Origin of the sequence: Oligoflexus tunisiensis (assembly GCF_001748245.1) — a bacterium.
In the GTDB taxonomy this organism is placed as follows: Bacteria; Bdellovibrionota_B; Oligoflexia; order Oligoflexales; family Oligoflexaceae; genus Oligoflexus; species Oligoflexus tunisiensis.
Genome location: NZ_BDFO01000001.1, coordinates 4,547,435 through 4,566,575, shown reverse-complemented (window position 1 = coordinate 4,566,575; position 19,141 = coordinate 4,547,435). Strand labels below are relative to the sequence as shown.

The following is a 19,141-nucleotide window of genomic DNA, read 5'->3' as shown; positions in this document are numbered from 1 at the left end:
TGGACAGGAAGGATTTTCCGTTATGAAGTCTCAGGTGAAGATCCTTCTCATGACGATTCTTTTGGGAGCCTGTGTCACCAGCTCCCGCACCCATGATCCGGAGCAACAGGCTCTGTCGTGGGATACCACCTGCCAGCCGGCAAACTTGCTGGCCCGCTGGGTGATCCTCACTTGCACGATGACCAATCGAACGGAGCAGCCGCTCGCCTTTGAAGCGATCGACTCCATCACAAGTCAGAACGAAGCCTGGCGTCAACCGAGTGCCGAGGAACTTGCTTATCTCAAGGGTGAACTGGTCAACCAAAAGTCCAGAAAAACCCTGCCGCTCATTTTGAACGGCGGCGATCGCCTGGAAGGTTTCATTGCCCAGATGGTCGTCGTCTCGGGACTCTGGCTCACGCAGAGTGTGAAGGATCCCATCCAGCTTCCGGAAAAAACGGAGAAAACGGTCGAAGTGCAGCCTGGCAAAAGCGTGCGCCAGGCCTTTATTCTCACCAAGAATTCCTCCACGTCTCCATCCTACGTGACTCTGAAGTCCGCTGATGGCCGGTTTGAAAAGCAGGTTCACTTCGTGCCCGAGGCGCGGCAGCGGGTGACCACTCCCCCAAGTCCAGCGAAAAAGCCGTGATGATAAATCCAACGCATAACCAGACTTATCAACATTCTTTTAGGGTGCAGTACATCGTGCCATGGCTATAAGGATAGCTAAATCTACAATCGTAGGTTCCTAATCTCTGAGCGATATCGTCGCGAGATTCCCAATCATTGAAAAAGCAGATTTTATTATCGACAGCCCTCGCCGTTTCATGTGGCAACCCCATTTCCAAAGCGGCATTGGTCCCTTGGTGGAGGCTTTCACTCAAAGGCAAAGACTCTTCGTGCTTCTTTTCACTGAAATCTGCAGCTATCAATGTCGTGCTCAAAAAGCTCAGGGAAATAAGGGCTGATAGAATGTTACCAATTTTCATATGGTTCTCCATAAAGTTGAAATATCACCCAGCTTCATACCGGTGGCGTTGTTAAAGCAATGCACATGCCACGCGCTCGAAGGCGAAGATGGAAGGCTTTGCGAGGTTGATAAGGCCTCATGTGTCCATGATCCAGGACACACGTTCCTGAATATTGGACTTCGTGAGTCGGGATTCAGCGCTTTACTCTCTTGGTTGTTTATGAGGCATTCATATAACTGCCTATCTGAAAGTCCGGCAACTCCTTGCTGGTGCCAGGTAAAATTTTCGGGACCCTGGCCCAGGATCGCATTGGACAGGCTCAAGCCAGGAAGCTGACTCGCACAGAGTCGTCAGGATGGGGATGGCGTCACCGTCAGCGGCAATATTTTCCTCTTGAGCGACCTATGGGTCAGGCCGATGGGCCGATAGATGAGATACCATCCTATCGAAGAGGCCAGGTCATGGAGCGATGGATTTTGCGAGGAATGAATCTGAGTGTGTCCATTTTTGCCTTTGTGATGATGGCCTGCGGCGGCTCGGACGGCGGTTCCCGTGGTGGAGCCGTAGCCACAGCTGGCCTGGTCAACGCTCAGCCGGTGACGATTACCGGAACGCTTTCCATTGATCCCGATCATGCAAACAAGGATACTTTGGTTGAAAACCAGTCCGTCCAGCTCGAAGATGGTTCTGGGAAAGTTATTGCATCCGGTGTATCCGATAGCACTGGAAATTTTACCGTCAGCGCGCCGGGCGAGCTGATTGTGAACGTCTCCGGAGGTCTTATCGGAGGCGATGACTATAGAGTCACGAGTGTCATTGGCGACGATGGTGAAGGCAAGGTTCTGGGGGTTTCCCAAGCCGTGAGCCTCACCAAGGCCAATATCAAAGATGGTGTCATCAAAGCCGGTGTACTGGCGTTTGAGGAAATTGCAGCCATCACGGGAATAATCAAATTCGTTGACGCTGATGGCACCGAAAACACCAAGCTCCCAAAAATCGGTACCGATGTTTACCTGCCTGGCTTTTCCCTTATCGCCAAGACGGATTCCGCCGGCAAATTCCTCATTCTTTATGTTCCAAGCGGTTCCTATACACTGAGAATCGAACGAGGTTCGATCGCGAAGGATTTGTCGGTCTCAGTCGCGTCGAACACAACCTTGAACCTTGGAACTGTGACGGTTCTCGCCGATTCCATTCCGCCTATCACGTCCGCTTCCAAAGCAGCAACCGACTTTAAAAATGACATGTGCGTAACCCTCACGGCCAGTGAAAGCGGAAGTCAGATTTACTACTCAACCGATGGCTCGACACCGACGGCCTCCAACCCTTTCCTATATGATCCATCCCAGGGAGGTGCCTGCGGTGACGTCAATCCCTGCGCTCTCTGTGTGTCAGGCAAATCCACAACCCTTAAATATTTTGCGGTGGACCCGTCCGGGAATACCGAAGACCTGAAATCAATATTTTACTTTTACAATGAAAAATGGGCTGATCCAGCCGATACCACCGCCCCAACCACCAGCTTGAGCGTCAACGCCGCCACGCCTTCCACCCCGGCCGTGTATCTGACGCCGCCCACGGTGTCCCTGGCATCATCGGAGGCAGGGACCACCTACTATACCTTGGATCCGGGCGCAACGCTCACGAACTTCACCGTGTATGAAGATCCATTCGCTGTGCCCTCGACATCCACCTTGCGCTGGTATTCACGGGATTATGCCGGCAATGTCGAAGCTATAAAATCAAAAGAGCTCAAGGTCTATTCCTGGACGAAGGTATCATCCTCCGGGCCTAACGTGTCCAAGACCAACTCGGGCTCCGACTTTCGTCTGGCATCGATGACGTATGACGCGTCAAGGTCCAAATTCATAATGGGCACCTATCATGGGAGCAATGATACTTTTTATATTTATCGGTGGTCTGGTTCCGCCTGGGTGCAGGAAACCAGTCAAGCTTCGCTGTTTGCCGTGAAATTCATGAATTTTCAGCTCTACTACAACACGGACTTTCAAAAAGTCTATATCACGGCTCCTGTCGTGAGCGGCTCTCTTGTCTACGGTACGTGGGACTATGACAGCACCGGGCCTTCGATCACGTCGCGAAGCAGTGGGGGAAGCGCGAGCTGGGATGACGCAACTTACAACTCTTTTGGAGGAACAGCTGGCGTGTTCTCTCCGCTGGATCACTCCTTTGTTTCGTTGGCGCCTGTGAACGGCTCATCCAAACTGCAGAGACTCTATATGGACCCAGCAAATGCCACGTCCACGACCGCGTATCAATCCAGTGCCCAGACCTCCCTTATCAAGGATGTGACGGCGGCGATTATGGGTCGTGCTGTCTACGTAAGCAAATCTGGTGCTGAGAAGATGATTTTTTTCGGCGGTTCATCAGGAGGCCATGGCATCACGTATGAACTTCCGCGTGCGCAATTCCTGTCTGCCGATAGCAGCGCAACTGACCCGACATGGACCGAGAATCTTACGACCCATACGCCGCCTGTTGGTTGCCCTGAGTTGGCTTATCTGGCGAGTCAGGACAAGGTGATTGCCTTCGGTGGACACAATTCACCCGTTTCGGTTGTTGGGGGGGCTTTGACAACGTCCTTTCCGTATTCAGCTACCGATCAAACCTGGTCCTATGACGGGTCTGATTGGACTCTTCTGGAGCCGTCGGCGTCGCCAACCGCCCGATACTGCGCGACCAGTGCTTATGATCCGACAACGGAATCGATCCTTCTTTTCGGTGGACTGGATCGCTACGGCAACGTGCTGACTGATACCTGGGTTTTCAGCTATTGAAATCATGGAGTTTCCAGTGGGAACGGACATAAAAAGCGGCGATTACGCCGAGAATATGAGCGCTAAAGAAAATGCCCTTCAATACGTGAAGGATTTCATCGAGGAAAGCCTCAATTGGTATCAGTCCCATCGGAGCGCCAAGAAATTCTGGTCCAAGGGGCTGCGGTTCGGGACCATCATGTTCATGAGCGCCGGTACCTTGATTTCCTTGCTTCCAACGGCTTTGATTGAGAATGTTCACCGCCTGGCTTTGGAACGAAGTCTCCCAGGTATATTTGTCGCTTTGGCTGGACTTTGTATGACACTCGACAAGGCTTATGGGCACACCTCGGGCTGGAAACGGTATGTGGAGACCTTCATGCTCCTGCAGAGGGAGAAGGATGAACTTCATTTCCTCCGCTGTGAGAAGGGATCCACGATGCCAGAGGATCAATTCATTGCGGAGTGCAAGGCGATCATGCTCAGGGTGCGCGGTATCATTTCAAAGGAAGTCGTGTCCTGGGCCAATGAGTTGAGCTTCCAACAGCGACTGCAGGATGCGAATCGTCAAGGCGGGATTGATTCGAGTTCCCAGCCCAGGGTCCAGAGTGTATCTTAAGGGCAATTGAACCCAGGTTTTACTGTGGAATACAATAATAAAACCATACTAGAGTATAGGTACACTCCATGCTGCGTTTTCTTTTTGCTGCAGGATTGGCACTGGCTTCCCAGCCGGTACACTGCAAAACAATACCCATCTCACAGCCCGAACAGAAATTTATCTACTGTGTTGAGGGAATGTGTTCGCCTCTCTCCAATTTATTCCTGCATCGGCTCGGGATTCCGCTGAATACGCATCACACGTGTCAACATAACAATCATTATGCCTTGACATTTGATGACGGTCCCTCAAGAAATTTCAAAAAAGTTCTTGATCTCCTGGCTTCTGAACATATCCAGGCCACTTTCTTTGTCGTAGGACAGAACCTGGCAGCTCTCGACCAAGGCGGCCTTCAACTCCTCAAGCAGGCTTATGAAGCTGGTCATGAGATCGCGAATCACAGCTACAGCCATAAGGATCTTACGAAACAAACCCCACAGGATATTCTTCAGGAGCTGGGCACAACGCGCGATCTTATCCTGAAAATTCTTGGCGATCATGAAAAGACTCAGTTCACATCTTCAATCATTCGCCCGCCTTTCGGATACACCAACTTCAGTGTTCAGGAACTGCTGGAAAAGAATGGCTATACAGTCGTAAGGTGGAATGCCGATAGATTCGACTGGCGCGAAAACCAGGCGGTTCAACGCCAAATCATCATCGATCGCGTCATGCAGCAGTTCGAGCAAATTGACCTCAACTTGACGGAAGCTGATAACAAATCCATTTTGGACCTTAATCACGACTTCTCGGAGGCTACTCTTACGGCGCTGCCGGATATGATCAAACTCATCAAGGCCCGTGGTTATCAGTTTGTGACAATGACGGAATGCCTCCTGGGTGATGCTGAAAATGAACGTAAAAGAAGCGGAACCAAGGATCATTGAAGATGATGCCCTTGGTGGCTTTCAGGGTGTGGCTGAGGCGAGACTCATGGTCTTGATGCCCAGCACCACTTCATCATCGCACCAGAGATTGCCATAAGTATAAAATTCCACGCGATCCCCCTGCTCATTACAGAATCCGGTTTCCCGGCGCAGGTTCCACGAACCGGGATCAAGATCATGACTGGAACAAAGTTTCAGCGTGCTGGCATCCAGACGGCGGCCGCTCGGCGACTGATCTTCGTAGATACTGACCAGTACAGCATTGGCCTGCAGGTAATCACGCGCCAGTTGCTCCAGTTTCGTATCACAGCCATGCTGATCCAGGATATCCAGCGGGGCGGCAGGTGCAACCTGGCTTAAACCAGCAAAGAAAAGTCCGAGGGTGAGTGTTTTCATGGGCGGCTCCTTATGTGATGGAAGGCTTGTGCTAACACACGTGTGCGGGATTGCCAAGGGGAACCACCATGCAAGCTCGGAAAAATACGAACTCCCCATGAGTTAGATACTTCCATTCATTGACAGGCCGAGAGAGCTCTTGTTTATTGAAATCCTCACTTCGATTCAACATTTTAAAGGAGGCTCGTATGCGCATGAGAAAACGGACACGTCATGCCCTTCTCGCTCTGGCCGCCGTGTCGATTTCTGGATCGGCTTTTGCTGCATTGACACCCATGAGGCTTTATTACGGCAGTGATCGTGGGGATAATTTTACAGCTGTCTCCCAGCAGGGCTTCACCGATGCAACCGCAGCCGGATATCGGTATGTTCGCGTTGAGGGCTGTGTTCAGGACCGTCCGACTCTGGGCACCGTTCCCATCAGGCTCTACTACAACGATGCACGAGGGGATAACTTCACGGCTTCAACTCCACAGGATTTTCAAGCTGCTGTGGACGCAGGCTATGGGTATGTTCGGATCGAGGGCTATGTTTACACCAACTCGCGCCCTGGAACTGTTCCGCTTTGGCTTTTCTATAGTCCGCAACGGGGCGATAATTTCTCGGCCGCCACCCAGCAAGGTATCCAGGATGCCGTCAACTCGGGCTATCAGGCCGTCCGCCTCCAGGGGTATGTTTACATGAGCAACTACTGCTCCTGAGGGTCTCTGTTTGGAATAGCCACCAGGCGCTCGAAGCCTGAGGGGGTCCCAAAAACTCCTCCAAATAGCACTTTAAAATCGCATTTGTTCAGCTCTGTTCATGTCAAATTCCCTCAGGAATTCCTGGGGTGTCCTATTACCTAAAGATCTGTGTGGGCGATCCTCGTTGTACTCACGTCTCCACTGTTCGATCTTATGCCGAGCATCCTCAAGGCTCTCAAAAACCGATTGATTAAGGCATTCATCTCGAAACCTTCCATTGAAAGACTCTATGAAAGGATTGTCTGTTGGCTTCGCGGGCCGGGAGAAGTCCAGCCGCACACCTTTCCAATGCGCCCAGTCGTCGAGGGCTTTGCTGATAAACTCACTCCCATTGTCGACGTTAATGAATGAGGCCATCCCATGACCATGAGACAGCCTTTCAAGAGCATTTGCAACATGTTTTCCGGTCATGCTTCGCCCACATTCAAGTAGCACTGCTTCGCGACTAAAGGTATCGACGACTGTTAGGATTCGAATGGCTTTTCCGTCAGCCAGGGAGTCGTGAACAAAATCCATGCACCAACGCTGATTGGGAGCTGTGGGTGTCGGAGGAATGATTCGGATCTGGGAACGACGCTTACGGTAGTACTTCCGGTGTCGCAGGCTCAAACCCTCACTGACGTATATGCGATGAACCTTCTTGCGATTTACCAACCATCCCTCACGCCGCAGAAGCACATAAATGCGATTGTAGCCGTATCGCACCCGACTCTGTGCAATATCTCTGATTCGCATCCGGATGGCCGTATCATCGCGTCGGCGGGCTCGATATCGACAACACGATCGGTCGAAGAGCAAAACACTGCAGGATCGTCTCTCGGAAATCTTGAAGGCACGTTTCAGGAAGTCTGCAATCTCCCGCTTCCTTGCAGGCTTCAAAGCTTTTTTTCGATCACTTCCTGCAGCATATGCTTGTCAAGGCTCAGGTCAGCCACCAAGCGCTTGAGCCTGCGATTCTCATCTTCGAGCAAACGCATTCGCTTGAGTTCCGTCGAACCAAGCCCTCCGTACTTTTTCTTCCAGGTATAAAACGTCTGCTGCGAAATTCCCAGCTTACGACACACATCCACCACAGCCTCGCCAGCTTCCACCTGACGCAGGGCATAGACAATCTGTTCCTCAGTAAACTTGGACGTTTTCATACATCTCTCCACGTCAAAGAGAGCTGAATTATAGCGGATTTTTCAGCTTTTCGCTGGAGGATTTTTCGGGGTCAACGTCAGGATATTGTTATATAATTTAAACACATCAAACTTCATATCAATTTTGGGGAATCAAATGAAGCTATCAATTCTTTTACTCTTATTATGGGGACTGTCCAGCCCGGCATTCTCAAAGAGCAAGCCGAGGGGCTTTAATTTGGGTATCGCACCAGTTGGCATTGATAAGTATAAGGAGCAATTGGCAGCAGGAGCTTATGTTGAATATGAAATGAAATTTGGATTTTCGATCGGAGGTAGTGCTAACTGGCAAAATGGATATGAAAGGGGTGGAATCCCAATCCTTAAGCTTTTTTCAGGAGATGTTCTTATACCGGTTCCGTTTACTGATGCAGTTTACAAAATCGGAATCGGCTACGGGCGTTTCTTGACAAGATTGCATTCAACTGACGGTGAGTATGAATTTAGAAGTGTGTTTTTAAGATATGACCCTTCTATTCATTTTTACATGGATGCTCTAAGAATTGGGCAAATTGTTAAACCTAAAGAAAGTAATAGAAATCCCATTTATAAAGAAAATGAAATTGTTATTGTATACTTATTTTTGATGGGCTTCAATTTTTGGTGAGAAAACTTAAAATTATTCCTGACCTCAAGTGTAAAAATTTTGCCTTGATCAGACATCACTCCATTCCATCCATTCGGATGGGGTTAGCATGTCAAGAGACCGATGTGGTCTCTCGGTATGATAGACATCAATAAACGAGGCGATAGCGCTTCGGGTTTCCTCGACTGTTTCATACTGCCTTCCGGGCATCTTGAAGACGTGACTTATGTGACTTATGATGGTATGACTTTCCTCGAAAGTCGTCTTGCTGACGACCCAGGAAAACGTTTGAATCTCGACTTCGTATTCAAAGGTTCAGATTGTTACTATGAATATTATAGAAATTGTTTTCGAGAATATTCCTTGCAATCAGCTCCTACCTTTGCTCGGTAAGGTTGCGAGAGAACATGTGAGTGAATCGATACTTTCGGAATTGGACTTGAATAAAGTCTATAACTATTATTTTCCCAAACTTGCTGGTACCGGATTTTCTTTGATCGAACCTCATGTTCGCATCATTAAATACGACGAAAAGTATGATCTCGAAGTTAGCATTGATCTTAAGAAACAGGCTCCGCTGTCGAATATCATGCTGAGTAAATTTTTCGCGACCTTAGCCCAAGAGCATCAAGTCAAGCAGGTCTATGGCGGTTTGGAGCCCGCGAGCGATGAGGATACAAGAATCTTTACAGGATTTGATATCGGACCGGTAGCTTTGGACAGGCTCAAGCCAGGAAGCTGACCCGCACAGAGTCGTCAGGATGGAATTCTTCCTGGTGTAAATGCGTGGGTGAACAGTAAGCCTCGTGCGGCTTAGGCTCCGCCCAGCAGACGCCCCAGTCGTAGTGTTAGTTATCCAACTTTTCCTCCTCTTCCCCTCCATATGCTTCAATTTTTGTAAGGTCGCCCCTGTCACCTTCGTGAACACACTTCGATTGACTTATTCTACCTCCTGACCCTTGTGTGCTATACAGTCAGCAACAATCATCAAGCCAAGGCCGGGACGGCCTAATGTATCGAGGGGGCACACTATGAGGGGTTTCACGCTGGTTTTGGGCCTTATGCTATGTAAGTTTGTCTGTTTTACGGACCTCAGGGCCGCGGCACCTGTCGTGGATAAAAACTGGGAAGTGCTGAACACCGCTGAGGAAGTCACGGTATATCGAAGCGTCCAGGCCCAGGATAATATCTTCACCTTCCGCGGCGTCGGCCTTGTGGACGCCAGCATTCCGAAACTGATCGCTCTCATGTCCGATCCTCAGCGTATGCCGGACTGGGTCTATAACTGTGAAGAGGGCCAGCTGGTTGAGCGGAATTTCAAGGAAACGGATCGCGCCCCGGATCCATCAGGCTACTATCAAATTTTCTATGCGGTAACATCTGTACCCTGGCCGCTTTCACCGCGAGATTATGTACTGAAGGCCCGGATTACCTACGAAAAATCCGTGGACAGCCCTCTGCCCAAACACGTGACGATCACGATGCGCAGCATCCGGCATCCCGATAAACCCGAGGTCCCGGGCCGCGTGCGCATGCCGGTGATGGAATCGACGATCGTGATGACCCCCGAGGATGCGCAGGGGAAGAAGACCTGGGTGGATTTTACCGTGACCACCAACCCCGGTGGCGTGATTCCGGCCTGGATTTCGCGCATGGCCTCGCGCGATATTCCGCGGAAGACCCTGGTGAACCTCAGAAAGCTGGCGCAAAAACAGGATTATAACAAGGCCTTTGAAGAACTGGTGAGCTATCATTACCAGCGCGAGCTGCGGAAGACCGGGGCTTCGGTCCGGCTCTGACTCTCATCCAGCGAACACACCGCCGCCAAAACCTGGCAGTCGCTGTCGTGCTGCTGACAATAACTCAGGGCCGTAGCCCGGGCCGCCTCGCGTTCCACATTCCAGGCCCAGCCGTAGCCTTTGTTCTTTCCCACAGCAAAGGCGGCACAGGCATTCCGCGCCCAGGCCATCACCTGGCAGTCTCCGGGACGTTCACCGTGCTGTTCACAATGCCCGAGCGCGGTATGATCCGCCGCGCCCTGGCTGAGCCAGTGCCAGCTCGTTCCGTAAGCCAAGGTGCCGGGTGACCAGGCGATCGCGGCGAAGGTCTCGTCCGTCGCGCCGCTGTGATAAACATGCAGCAGCGTGGCCACATCGTTATAGGAAAGGACCGGCTCACGGTTGCCACGAATCTCGACTTCGTTATGGCAGTAATTCATGATGGAAAGAGGATCATAATTTCCGATCGTGAGGCCCGGCGAATGGGTCTTCTGCTCACACGCGGCATCCTGCCGATCGGCCTCATGCTTCAGGCCCAGGCTGTGGCCAAACTCGTGCAACGCATAATTCCGGATGCAATTCGTAACATTCTCCGGTTCCTGACAGACCCTGGCCCAGCCGTTGCCCGCATCAAGAAAATCAAAGGTGAGATGCAGACCGCGGGGAATATTCCGAATATGCTGACCAAAGGCTTGCACCTTCGGCCAGGTTTTGGGATCCACCCAAATTCGAATATCAGCGCTGGCGACAGCACTGCAGAGAGTCCAGCCGCTGAAGACAAAGCCCACCCGCTGATACTGGCTCGTCACCACATCGCGGACCACGTTCTGGAATTGTTCGAGATCATTGTCGGCACGACTGTCATCCTCCCAGCAGACGGAAAGATTTCTCTGAGTCCACCTGGATTCGTCGCTATCGAAATATCCAAAGGGGCGGGAGCCTGGCTTGTCCAGGGGAACCCCGCAGCCTCCCAGCACCAGGAACAGTACGCAGGTTAAAACTCGCATAGGCGTTCATCCTCTCTGTTGGTATGGAGTGACAGTCAGAGATTAGGACGCCTGGAAATGTGATTTCGTTCAAGGGATTGAAATCTTTTGAATCAGCAGAAATGGCATCAAAGATCAATTCGTATGATGCCATGCCCCGTATGAAACCAGACGCGATCATGGGCATCAACCTGAAGATCGAACACGTTCGGAAAGACGCCGGATACGCTGCTCAGCTCGTCAAAGTCCTTCCGGGAAAAAAGCTTCGTATAGTTCACACCATCGGTGCGAAACACATCAAAGCGCAGGGCCATGACGTAATCACCTTTTGATGTTTTTTGAACATTGCCCAGAAAGGCCGTGGACTCGGGAAGCCTGAATTCCTTTTTGCTTTGGGTCTTCAGATCCAAAAGCCACAGAGCGGAGAGGAGGCCTCCTTCGCCGCTGATCGACACGAGGAGGGTATCGGAATCCACCTGCCGCACGCGGTCCACGGATGCAAGACCCCAGTCCGTCCAGAGTTGTGATGACCAATCCACTTGACCTTCCGCACGACTGAACAGCCCGCGATCGGTGGCAACGGTGATGCCGTTATCACGCGCAAAAATATCGTAAACGGACGAACCGGCGTCCGTTCCCAGCGGCACCCTTTCAAAACGGGAGCCGTGAATCACACCGAGTTCCATGCTATCCTGATATACCCAGATGCGGCCCTGCGCGTCACGCGTTCCACCAAAGTAATAACGGGGCTCCGGAAAATGAACGAGACGTGTCCAGTCCTCTTCAGGCGACCAGCGATAAATACCCTCGGGGCTCAGAAGTATGGGTTCGAAGGTTCCGGTGTCCAGAGGCGATTCCTCGGTGATACCGGGACTGCGCATCAGACGATTCCAGCCCGAGGATTCGAGCACATGGAAACCATCCGCAGGGATATAAACACGAGGCGTGCTGCGTTCATCCACCCATAGAGCGGCGATGGCACTGCTTGGAGCACCGGCCGGCTTTGTCCAATAGGCCCAATTTTTCAGCTGAAACTGATAGGGAAACGTATACGAACCGCCGGGGCTGGCCAGAATCCAGGGCGCCCCGTTCGCATCGAGTACAACCTGCAAAGTTTCGGTCACCAGTTGGAGTCCATGCACTGCGAAATCCCAGTGGCGCAAGCGCGTGCCGTCCCAGTGCAGGAGACCCTGCTCGCTTTCCCAAAAAAGTTCACCGTGGCTTAAGAAATAGGGCAGCACCCGTTGTCCAGGTTGTCGATTCGCAAGATAGGGAAATACCTGCCAGGCGCTTTTGCTATCATCCCAGTACGCATCACCCAGAATAATTTCTCCGCCCGGACCGATGGCAAAGTCCCTGGAACGCAGATCGACCCAGGTGAAGGACTCAGGTTGAGGGATCATTCGGCTTTCACCGTTCTGCATGATCGCAATCTGCAGATCCCTGGCGCCTGTGCCGCGGATGATCCAAAGACGTTCCTGTGCATCGACACCGATGTTGACCAAAGGCAGCGTTCCGGAAACCGGCGTCCAGGTATTCTGTCCCTCACGGCGTTGATAAAGTTCGCTGCGACAGGCGAGCCACAGGGTCTCGCCCTGATCCCGCACCAGAACCTGCGTTTGGTTGAGCTCCCCGCAGCTGCTTTCCACAGGATAGGGAATTCGGGTCCAACTGTCCTTTTCATAAAGGGCGAGATCCGTTTCACTGCGACACCAGAAACCACCACGATGAAAACCCTGGGGATTGAGACAGGGCCCATTGTTTTCAAGCGAAGGCAGTTTCTCCCAGTTGCCCTCCTGCCAACGGAAGATATGCTCGGCTTGGGAAAGGCTCCAGGCCACATACACCTGCCCTTCCTGTGACAGCCAGACCCTTTCCAGGTAGCCATTCGTCACCTCGGAAGGCGAGGCCTGCAGATCCCAACGTTGTTCCGTTTCATTCCAAAGGGAAAGACCATTGTGCTTGCTTTGAAAGATGCGGCGCTGCTTATCCTGCAGAAGATGCTGCGTATACTCGTTCAAGTCCGTCCCGGGGCTGCGCAGAACAGGTTTCCAACGCTGCGGTTGAATCCCGACCGTGGCCACCTGCTCGATGACATGTCCCGCCCGATCATCCGCCTGCACAAAGATCCGCAATCGCCCGCCCTCGGGCTTCATGCGCGGCCAAAGATCGGTAATCGCAAGCTGCAGATCGGCATCGCAGGGCACAAAATTTTCCAGCGTGCGATGACGACAGCGACCACTGGTACAGAGGATGGAACGGCCGGACAAAATCGACTGATCCTCGCGCACGAAATCTGCGCGACATTGAAAGCCTGTGGGCAGCGAGGCATCCTCCAGCTGAGGATGCTGACTCATGATGCGGAGCTGGACATCCGCACGCGGGGTCTGCATCTGCGCGGCCGGTTTATTCCAGTTCGCTTCCGACCACACGAGCTGCAGTTCGGGTTTGTGTTCGGTGATCACCAAAGTCTGGCAACTGAGGGAGGAACGAGTGCCCGCGCGATTTTCGGCATAAACATAATAATCAAAAACGCCCGTCTCGGTGGCGACTATCGGCGCCGCTTTTTGGAAATTTTTCAGATCCTGGCAGTGAACCTGCGGCTCACAAACGCCTGCGTTCGCGGCCACATTCTCGTCATCCATGTCCTGACCGCGCTTTTCCCGGCAAACGAAGAGATCACTCTCCGGTGACTGCGTTTTCCAGGGCAGGATTGCATCCTTGGCAAAGACCGCCACCCGCTGCTGCAAGGAATATCCGGCAAGGCCTCCCACTTCCGGGCGCCGATGCAGGATCGTCAGAGGACAGGTTTCCGTCCGCGTTGGGACAGGACCGGGGACATCCCAGCCTTCCGTACTGATGTGAAAGTTCAGGCGCAAGAGATACTGACCTTCCGGAAGCGCATCCGTGCGCAGGTCCTGAGGCAGTGCCGTCAGGTGCTGACCATAAGGCTTCTCAAAAAGCACAAAACTTTTCTGCTGCGCCTCATCCATCGCCACCATTTCAAAACGCGCAGCATGCAACGCACCATCACTGGTCCAGCGCAAAGGGAAGGGCAGGGTCTCGTGGGCATAAAAACCGGGTGCGGGACATTGCAACTCCGCACTCACCCGTGGCGACGGTTGGAGTGTCAGCCTTAAGAAATTCTGACCGTTCGTGGCATCCAGATTTTGCGAAAGACTCCAGCCTTCAGCACTGCTGAAAGCCTGCAGCACACCCGATTCAGCCGGCAGACGCACACAGCCCCGGGAGCTGATGGCAAGCGATTCCGCCTGACGCGAGCGGGAAAGAAAACGGCTGCGGGTGGTTAACAGTGTGGCCGCGGATAATTCCGTGCCTTGCGGGCTTTCGAATTTGATGAAGATTTCATCCGCGCGCAAGCTGGATGGATCCACGCCGCAGAGCGAAGCGACGGCAGTAAATTTATCCTGAAAGCGTTGACAGCTGAGGCAAAGGATCAGGGTGGCAAGCAAGCACGGAAACAGGCGTGATGGCATATGACCCTCAAAGCTGGACGTTGGGGGCGGATTATAGCCATCTTTTGCCTGGAAAGGAACTTAAAAGCCAGCACGCAAACCGGTTTTGGGCGGCCGTCCCAGCGGACTCTAAGGCTTGTAAGCCCGCGTGGCGATGAAACATTTTAGAAAGCGATGCACAGGCGCCTTGTCTGCGTCCCAACCGTCTTCATAAAAACCAGTCAGGAAAAATCCGGCCCGCAGCTGCCCTCCGATCTGATCGTCCAGACTGTGTCCGAAGGCCAGAGGCTCACCCTGCGGCAGGTACCGGGACCGTTCCTCGGCGGTCAGACTGGAGAGATCACTGTAGGGAATGGAATAACGCATCTGCGCCACCCCCTCCTTTTCCTTTTCAAAATCCATGGTGAAGAGCACGGGATTGCAGAAGCCCGCGAGCAGGGTGCCGCCTCGTTTCAAGACCCGAAAAGCTTCGCGCCAGACGGGATTCACATCGGGAACAAAAACATTGGAACAGGGATGCAAAATAAAATCAAAGCTCGCATCCTCAAAAACGGAGAGATCCGCCATGTCCCCTTCCACTGTTTTCAGAGCCAAACCTTCACGCGCCGCCACCTCCCGATCCCGGTTCAACTGCTGCGGGGAATTGTCGAACACGGTGACGTCCGCTCCGGCTGCTGCCATCAATGGACCCTGCTGCCCGCCGCCCGCGGCCAGAGCCAGAATCCGACTGCCCTTCCAGTTGGGATACCAATCCCGGGGGATCGGCTTCTGCGGGGTCAGCACCATGTTCACATTGCCGAGCCGGGCCTGAGCCACGTCCTCAGGGGTGACGGGAATCGTCCAGGGGTTGCCGATGCTCACCTGATGATCCCAGGCCTGCTTGTTAATTTGTACGGGATCCATGCGGTCGTCCTCCGCTTGAAATTTTTATCCTAGCGGAGGAAGCGCGCGGAGGCCAGAGGATGAGGACGGAAAAGATCAGCCCACACCAGCCAGAACGATAGGACGAAGCGGCAGGTGCATTTCAAAATGAAAGTTATAATGCAGAGCATCATTCGGTTCATCGAGCAGCACTTCAATCATGCCACCGGCCTCATCGAGAATGGAACGCACGGCATCCATCCCAAGCCCACGGCCTGAAATAAGAGTGGCCTGATCGCGGGTGGAAAAGCCGCTTTTGAAAATAAAGTTGGCCAGCGCATCCTTATCGAGCGGTCCTTCGCCTGTCATCCAGCCGGCTGCCCGAGCGCGCTCCTCGATGGCGGCCAGGTTCAAACCGCGTCCATCATCGCGATAGACCACACGCAAGGATCCGGTGCCGATGGTTTCCACCTGAATGTAGATCGAGCCGGCCGGATTCTTGCCAGCACGGAGCCGCTCCTCCTTGCTTTCCAGACCATGGTCCATGGAGTTCTGCAGGAGGTGACCAAAGACCTGGGACAGCGGCTCATGCAGATTGCGGGGTATGCGAATATGCGAGCCGCTGAATTCCACCAGCGGAACCGATTTTTGCAGGCCCGAAGCCAAATTTTTGAGATCCGCGATTTGATCGTCGAGTATGGTCGGCAGGTCGCTGCTGAGCGTGGAATGCAGCTGCTTTTTAAAAAGGCGGAATTCCTCCTGGCTGAAAGGCAGCGAAGCGGCCGGTTGATTCTCCAGGTGATCGAGAATTTTTTGGGCAATCCCATGGGACAGGAACACCCGTTCCTCGGATTCCGCGGCGTGCCCAAGGCGTCCTTCATGCACGAGCCGATAGGATTTGAGGACAGCCTGAACCCGCTCGAGGATGCGCATCAGGGTTTCACTGTTCCTTATCACCTCGTGATCGAGCAGATCCGATTCCGCCTCGTGGATACTGTTGGCCATGATGCGAAAGCCACTGACCCGGGCTTCCCCTTTCAGAGTGTGCAGAAAGATCAGGGTCTGCCGCCAGAGTTCATCAAGGGCATGCTCGCCCTGGGTACGCAGTATGGCTTCGATCTGGGTCATCTTCTTTTCCGCATGCTGACGGATGCGCGGAAAGAAACGGCCCAGGGCTGTGGTCAGTTCCCCCGTGATCCAGAGATCCTTTTCATGCTGCGCGGCCTGCTCCCGCAAGCGGCGCAGAGCGGTGACATCACGCAGGGTGACCAGAACCTTCTCCAGGACATTGTCCGTGCCGATGATCGGATTCCAGTCCACTTCCAGGTGCATGGAGGTACCATCGGCGGGACGGAAGGTCAGTTCGCGGACGAGGTGCTCATTGTTCAACTCAAAACCGAGCATATCGGACCCGAGCGAACCCAGAAGACTGTTCTTGATTTGATCGAGCTGATCGAGGGACAGATCCGTGCTGCGAAAGATGAGGTCGATCGGATCCTGCCCGGCGATATCCGTGCGATGCAGAAGATGGGTCAGATGCTCGGAGTATTCGGGCAGAATTTCGAGGCTATGACGGCCGGGTGTAATCATGAAAATGCCCTGCGTGATGGCCTTCAGAATGGACCGAATATCCCGCGTGCGGTTTTGCACCTCGCGGTCGAGGTTTTGAATGTAAACCTCGCGTTCCTCCAGCAGCGATTCCTGCGCGCGGGTCTTTTCCAGCTCAGCCTGAATAAGGTCGGCCTGCAGTTTATGCTGATCCTGCAGCGCGGCCTCCCGCTGCTCGGCGACTTCCGCCATGCGTGCGGCAAGAGCGAAGGAGAGGAGAATGATTTCAATCGCAGCCCCGGTGAACTGGCTCCAACTCGTGACAAGGTTGAAGGGAATTAACCCGCTTCCGGCCAGCAGCACGGTGAGGTTGCCCGCCATAAGGTTGATCCAGGCCACCGTATAGTAGCGGGCCGAACGGTCTTTCTTTAGACTGGCAAAGATGCCGACAAAAGTGAGCACAAAGCTGAGCAGGAACGTATTGAGAATGGTCACATGCATGGAAAAGGTCTGAAGCGTCAGCCAGTTGATGACGTTTAAAACGCTGATGACGCGCAGAATATTGATCAGGCGATGAATACGCGGATGAGCTTCCCTGATGTGCAGAAATCCCAGCGTAAAGGTATAGGCCATGAGGCAGGTGAAATCGATGCTGAGCATCATGCCTTCATTCATCATCCAGCTGGCCTGGGCACTCGGAAAGAGGAATTGCTGCAAAAGGCCCTGATAGTTCGTTACGAAGACGATGTAAGCCAGAATATAGAGAACATAGGTGAGAAACGCCGGCGAGCGGAACTTGATATAGATGAAGAAGTTGTAAAGCATCATCACGAGGCACGCGCCGCAAAGCAGACCGAGGTAGATGCTCTCGCGCGTATCGTGCGCTTCAAAAGCCCGGGGCGAGGCGATCGTCAGTGGAAACTGGGTCGAGCTGGTGGTGCGCGTCCAAAAATAAAATGTGTGCTGCCCCGGAGGCACCGTGATCGGATAGATCGGAAAGCGATAAGCAATGGGACGTGCCGTAAAGGCAACTTGATCCCCCAGCATGAGCCCGGTGTAACGGCCATCCGGCTGCGGACTAAAAACGGTCAGATAATCAATGGCCGCGTATCGGCTGGTGATGTAGTAGGTCCGGGTTTCCTGGCCAGGATTTTCCAAAGTCACCCGGGCCCAGTAGGTATTGCGATCTAAGTAACCAAAGGTCGGGATATCACGTTCCTGCTTGAAAAACTCCGATTCATACTTTCCGGACCGAATGTCGTCCAGGGTCAGGGCATGGTGGCTGTCACGCAGAATTTCCAGATGCGGGCCAAGCCAAATGCCCTCCTGCTGGGGTTTCAGGGTCAACGCCGCCAGCGGAGCCGCCCCGAGGATGCTGGCGATCAGCAGGATTTTTGAGAATATACCAAACATGGGCTTCCTGTGCATCCGGACGCATGGATATCCTTGCTATCGGCGGTGCCGGGAAGTTCTTGATAGTAATGGCGTACACGTTTTTTCTGCGTGAAAATGACCACAATTCACATCATATCGCATCATATCATTCTATCGGCGCTGAGCGGTTATCCGGTCCTCCTCTTGTTAAGGTGGGGTTGTTCCCAACACACGAGAGGCGAGGATAGATTTATGAACACCGTTATCGAAATGCGAGCCCAAAACTTGCAAAAAATTTATGAAGATTTGGCGCCAGCGGCCCGGGCCTTTCTAAAGAAGCAAGGGTGTAGCGAGGCCGATAGCGAGGACTTCCTGCAGGAAGCGTTTCTGCGCCTCTGGGCCAAGCAGCGCTACATCCCGGATGGAATGGAACGGGCGTACCTGCATCGTATGCTGAAAAATCTTCTTATCGATGAGTATCGACGAACCCGTTGTAAAAATAATTATCTGCGTTGTCTGGATGAAAGTGCTTATGAAATTCCGGCTCCTGACGAGCAGCCGGCCGCGGAAGCGCGTCGCCTTCTTTGGCAGAAATTATCCGAGGCTTCACGCGATCCACGGGCCAGTGCTTTCATCCTGCAAGTCAGGCAGGGCCTGAGTCTTGAGCAGATTGCAGCCGAGGAACATTCGTCGGTTGGAACTGTGGCTGCAAAAATTTCGCGTTACCGCTGTCAGTTCAAACATAACTTTCAGAAAGCCTGGGAGTCTTCGGTTTGGTGCTGATAGCGGGCCGATTTGACTTCTTCGGACGAATCACGCATAGTAAGGGAAGCCATTTTTGAGTGTTTGTACGTGGATTCATGCAGTAAAAAATGGACGAATTGCGCAATAATATCCGTCCTCTAATAAAATAATTTTGCTGGTTTTTTGAAGGAAA

General features: G+C 52.9%; 17 protein-coding genes. 9 read left to right on the top strand and 8 right to left on the bottom strand.

What is annotated here, in order from left to right; genetic code table 11:
• Nucleotides 1-22: 22 nt before the first annotated feature.
• Nucleotides 23-628: a hypothetical protein gene (locus tag OLTU_RS18885; protein WP_141734320.1), complete on the top strand. Its 606-nt coding sequence runs from the start codon at nt 23-25 to the stop codon at nt 626-628.
• Nucleotides 629-656: 28 nt separating this feature from the next.
• Here the strand turns inward: OLTU_RS18885 and OLTU_RS18880 are convergent, their stop codons facing one another.
• Nucleotides 657-968 carry a hypothetical protein gene (locus tag OLTU_RS18880; protein ID WP_141734319.1) on the bottom strand — a complete coding sequence of 104 codons (312 nt, stop codon included), beginning with the start codon at nt 966-968 and terminating at the stop codon, nt 657-659.
• A 443-nt stretch (nt 969-1,411) separates the two neighbouring features.
• Here OLTU_RS18880 and OLTU_RS18875 point away from each other — a divergent pair, with 443 nt between their 5' ends.
• From OLTU_RS18875 to OLTU_RS18865, 3 genes are all read left to right on the top strand, one after another.
• Nucleotides 1,412-3,748 (top strand): chitobiase/beta-hexosaminidase C-terminal domain-containing protein, encoded by a 2,337-nt coding sequence (locus OLTU_RS18875; RefSeq protein WP_176736761.1) that lies wholly within the window; start codon nt 1,412-1,414, stop codon nt 3,746-3,748.
• A gap of 4 nt (nt 3,749-3,752) precedes the next feature.
• Nucleotides 3,753-4,346: an SLATT domain-containing protein gene (locus OLTU_RS18870; RefSeq protein ID WP_141734317.1), complete on the top strand. Its 594-nt coding sequence runs from the start codon at nt 3,753-3,755 to the stop codon at nt 4,344-4,346.
• 68 nt (nt 4,347-4,414) lie between these two features.
• Nucleotides 4,415-5,275 (top strand): polysaccharide deacetylase family protein, encoded by an 861-nt coding sequence (locus OLTU_RS18865; protein ID WP_141734316.1) that lies wholly within the window; start codon nt 4,415-4,417, stop codon nt 5,273-5,275.
• 21 nt (nt 5,276-5,296) lie between these two features.
• On the opposite strand, the gene OLTU_RS18860 is transcribed toward OLTU_RS18865, so the two are convergent.
• Nucleotides 5,297-5,671: a hypothetical protein gene (locus OLTU_RS18860; RefSeq protein WP_141734315.1), complete on the bottom strand. Its 375-nt coding sequence runs from the start codon at nt 5,669-5,671 to the stop codon at nt 5,297-5,299.
• A 188-nt stretch (nt 5,672-5,859) separates the two neighbouring features.
• Here OLTU_RS18860 and OLTU_RS18855 point away from each other — a divergent pair, with 188 nt between their 5' ends.
• Entirely contained in the window at nt 5,860-6,372 is a 513-nt protein-coding gene (locus OLTU_RS18855) for a hypothetical protein (protein ID WP_141734314.1), read from the top strand.
• Between the two features lie 72 nt (nt 6,373-6,444).
• On the opposite strand, the gene OLTU_RS18850 is transcribed toward OLTU_RS18855, so the two are convergent.
• A protein-coding gene (locus tag OLTU_RS18850) for an IS3 family transposase (protein ID WP_439956666.1) occupies nt 6,445-7,556 on the bottom strand; the annotation gives its coding sequence in 2 pieces (ribosomal slippage) (nt 6,445-7,304 and nt 7,304-7,556; 1,113 coding nt in all).
• Between the two features lie 217 nt (nt 7,557-7,773).
• Here OLTU_RS18850 and OLTU_RS18845 point away from each other — a divergent pair.
• Nucleotides 7,774-8,202, top strand: a complete 429-nt coding sequence (locus OLTU_RS18845) for a hypothetical protein (protein WP_218110129.1) — start codon at nt 7,774-7,776, stop codon at nt 8,200-8,202.
• Between the two features lie 48 nt (nt 8,203-8,250).
• Here the strand turns inward: OLTU_RS18845 and OLTU_RS33240 are convergent, their stop codons facing one another.
• Nucleotides 8,251-8,391 (bottom strand): integrase core domain-containing protein, encoded by a 141-nt coding sequence (locus tag OLTU_RS33240; protein WP_141734312.1) that lies wholly within the window; start codon nt 8,389-8,391, stop codon nt 8,251-8,253.
• A gap of 118 nt (nt 8,392-8,509) precedes the next feature.
• Here OLTU_RS33240 and OLTU_RS18835 point away from each other — a divergent pair, with 118 nt between their 5' ends.
• Together OLTU_RS18835 and OLTU_RS18830 are read left to right on the top strand one after the other, a co-directional pair.
• Nucleotides 8,510-8,923, top strand: a complete 414-nt coding sequence (locus tag OLTU_RS18835) for a Cdi1I family immunity protein (protein WP_141734311.1) — start codon at nt 8,510-8,512, stop codon at nt 8,921-8,923.
• Nucleotides 8,924-9,242: 319 nt separating this feature from the next.
• A complete protein-coding gene (locus tag OLTU_RS18830; RefSeq protein WP_218110128.1) occupies nt 9,243-9,980 on the top strand; it encodes an START domain-containing protein in 738 nt (245 codons plus the stop codon).
• Here OLTU_RS18830 and OLTU_RS18825 read toward each other — a convergent pair.
• The 4 genes from OLTU_RS18825 to OLTU_RS18810 form a co-directional block, all read right to left on the bottom strand.
• Complete coding sequence (locus tag OLTU_RS18825; protein WP_141734309.1) at nt 9,935-10,966, bottom strand: DUF4189 domain-containing protein; 1,032 nt, start codon at nt 10,964-10,966, stop codon at nt 9,935-9,937. The two genes, OLTU_RS18830 and OLTU_RS18825, sit on opposite strands and share 46 nt — an antisense overlap.
• Nucleotides 10,967-11,073: 107 nt before the next feature.
• Nucleotides 11,074-14,418 carry a ligand-binding sensor domain-containing protein gene (locus OLTU_RS18820; RefSeq protein WP_218110127.1) on the bottom strand — a complete coding sequence of 1,115 codons (3,345 nt, stop codon included), beginning with the start codon at nt 14,416-14,418 and terminating at the stop codon, nt 11,074-11,076.
• A 132-nt stretch (nt 14,419-14,550) separates the two neighbouring features.
• A complete protein-coding gene (locus OLTU_RS18815) occupies nt 14,551-15,324 on the bottom strand; it encodes a class I SAM-dependent methyltransferase (RefSeq protein WP_141734307.1) in 774 nt (257 codons plus the stop codon).
• A 75-nt stretch (nt 15,325-15,399) separates the two neighbouring features.
• Nucleotides 15,400-18,243 (bottom strand): 7TM diverse intracellular signaling domain-containing protein, encoded by a 2,844-nt coding sequence (locus tag OLTU_RS18810; RefSeq protein WP_176736759.1) that lies wholly within the window; start codon nt 18,241-18,243, stop codon nt 15,400-15,402.
• A gap of 213 nt (nt 18,244-18,456) precedes the next feature.
• Between OLTU_RS18810 and OLTU_RS18805 the strand changes: the two genes are divergently transcribed.
• Complete coding sequence (locus OLTU_RS18805; protein ID WP_176736758.1) at nt 18,457-18,987, top strand: RNA polymerase sigma factor; 531 nt, start codon at nt 18,457-18,459, stop codon at nt 18,985-18,987.
• Nucleotides 18,988-19,141: the final 154 nt, after the last annotated feature.

Excerpts from the sequence above, each read along its gene's own strand:
- OLTU_RS18885 (WP_141734320.1), top strand. The coding sequence starts at position 23 with ATGAAGTCTCAGGTGAAGATCCTTCTCATGACGATTCTTTTGGGAGCC.
- OLTU_RS18880 (WP_141734319.1), bottom strand. The coding sequence starts at position 968 with ATGAAAATTGGTAACATTCTATCAGCCCTTATTTCCCTGAGCTTTTTG.
- OLTU_RS18875 (WP_176736761.1), top strand. The coding sequence starts at position 1,412 with ATGGAGCGATGGATTTTGCGAGGAATGAATCTGAGTGTGTCCATTTTT.
- OLTU_RS18870 (WP_141734317.1), top strand. The coding sequence starts at position 3,753 with ATGGAGTTTCCAGTGGGAACGGACATAAAAAGCGGCGATTACGCCGAG.
- OLTU_RS18865 (WP_141734316.1), top strand. The coding sequence starts at position 4,415 with ATGCTGCGTTTTCTTTTTGCTGCAGGATTGGCACTGGCTTCCCAGCCG.
- OLTU_RS18860 (WP_141734315.1), bottom strand. The coding sequence starts at position 5,671 with ATGAAAACACTCACCCTCGGACTTTTCTTTGCTGGTTTAAGCCAGGTT.
- OLTU_RS18855 (WP_141734314.1), top strand. The coding sequence starts at position 5,860 with ATGCGCATGAGAAAACGGACACGTCATGCCCTTCTCGCTCTGGCCGCC.
- OLTU_RS33240 (WP_141734312.1), bottom strand. The coding sequence starts at position 8,391 with ATGCCCGGAAGGCAGTATGAAACAGTCGAGGAAACCCGAAGCGCTATC.
- OLTU_RS18835 (WP_141734311.1), top strand. The coding sequence starts at position 8,510 with ATGAATATTATAGAAATTGTTTTCGAGAATATTCCTTGCAATCAGCTC.
- OLTU_RS18830 (WP_218110128.1), top strand. The coding sequence starts at position 9,243 with ATGCTATGTAAGTTTGTCTGTTTTACGGACCTCAGGGCCGCGGCACCT.
- OLTU_RS18825 (WP_141734309.1), bottom strand. The coding sequence starts at position 10,966 with ATGCGAGTTTTAACCTGCGTACTGTTCCTGGTGCTGGGAGGCTGCGGG.
- OLTU_RS18815 (WP_141734307.1), bottom strand. The coding sequence starts at position 15,324 with ATGGATCCCGTACAAATTAACAAGCAGGCCTGGGATCATCAGGTGAGC.
- OLTU_RS18810 (WP_176736759.1), bottom strand. The coding sequence starts at position 18,243 with ATGTTTGGTATATTCTCAAAAATCCTGCTGATCGCCAGCATCCTCGGG.
- OLTU_RS18805 (WP_176736758.1), top strand. The coding sequence starts at position 18,457 with ATGAACACCGTTATCGAAATGCGAGCCCAAAACTTGCAAAAAATTTAT.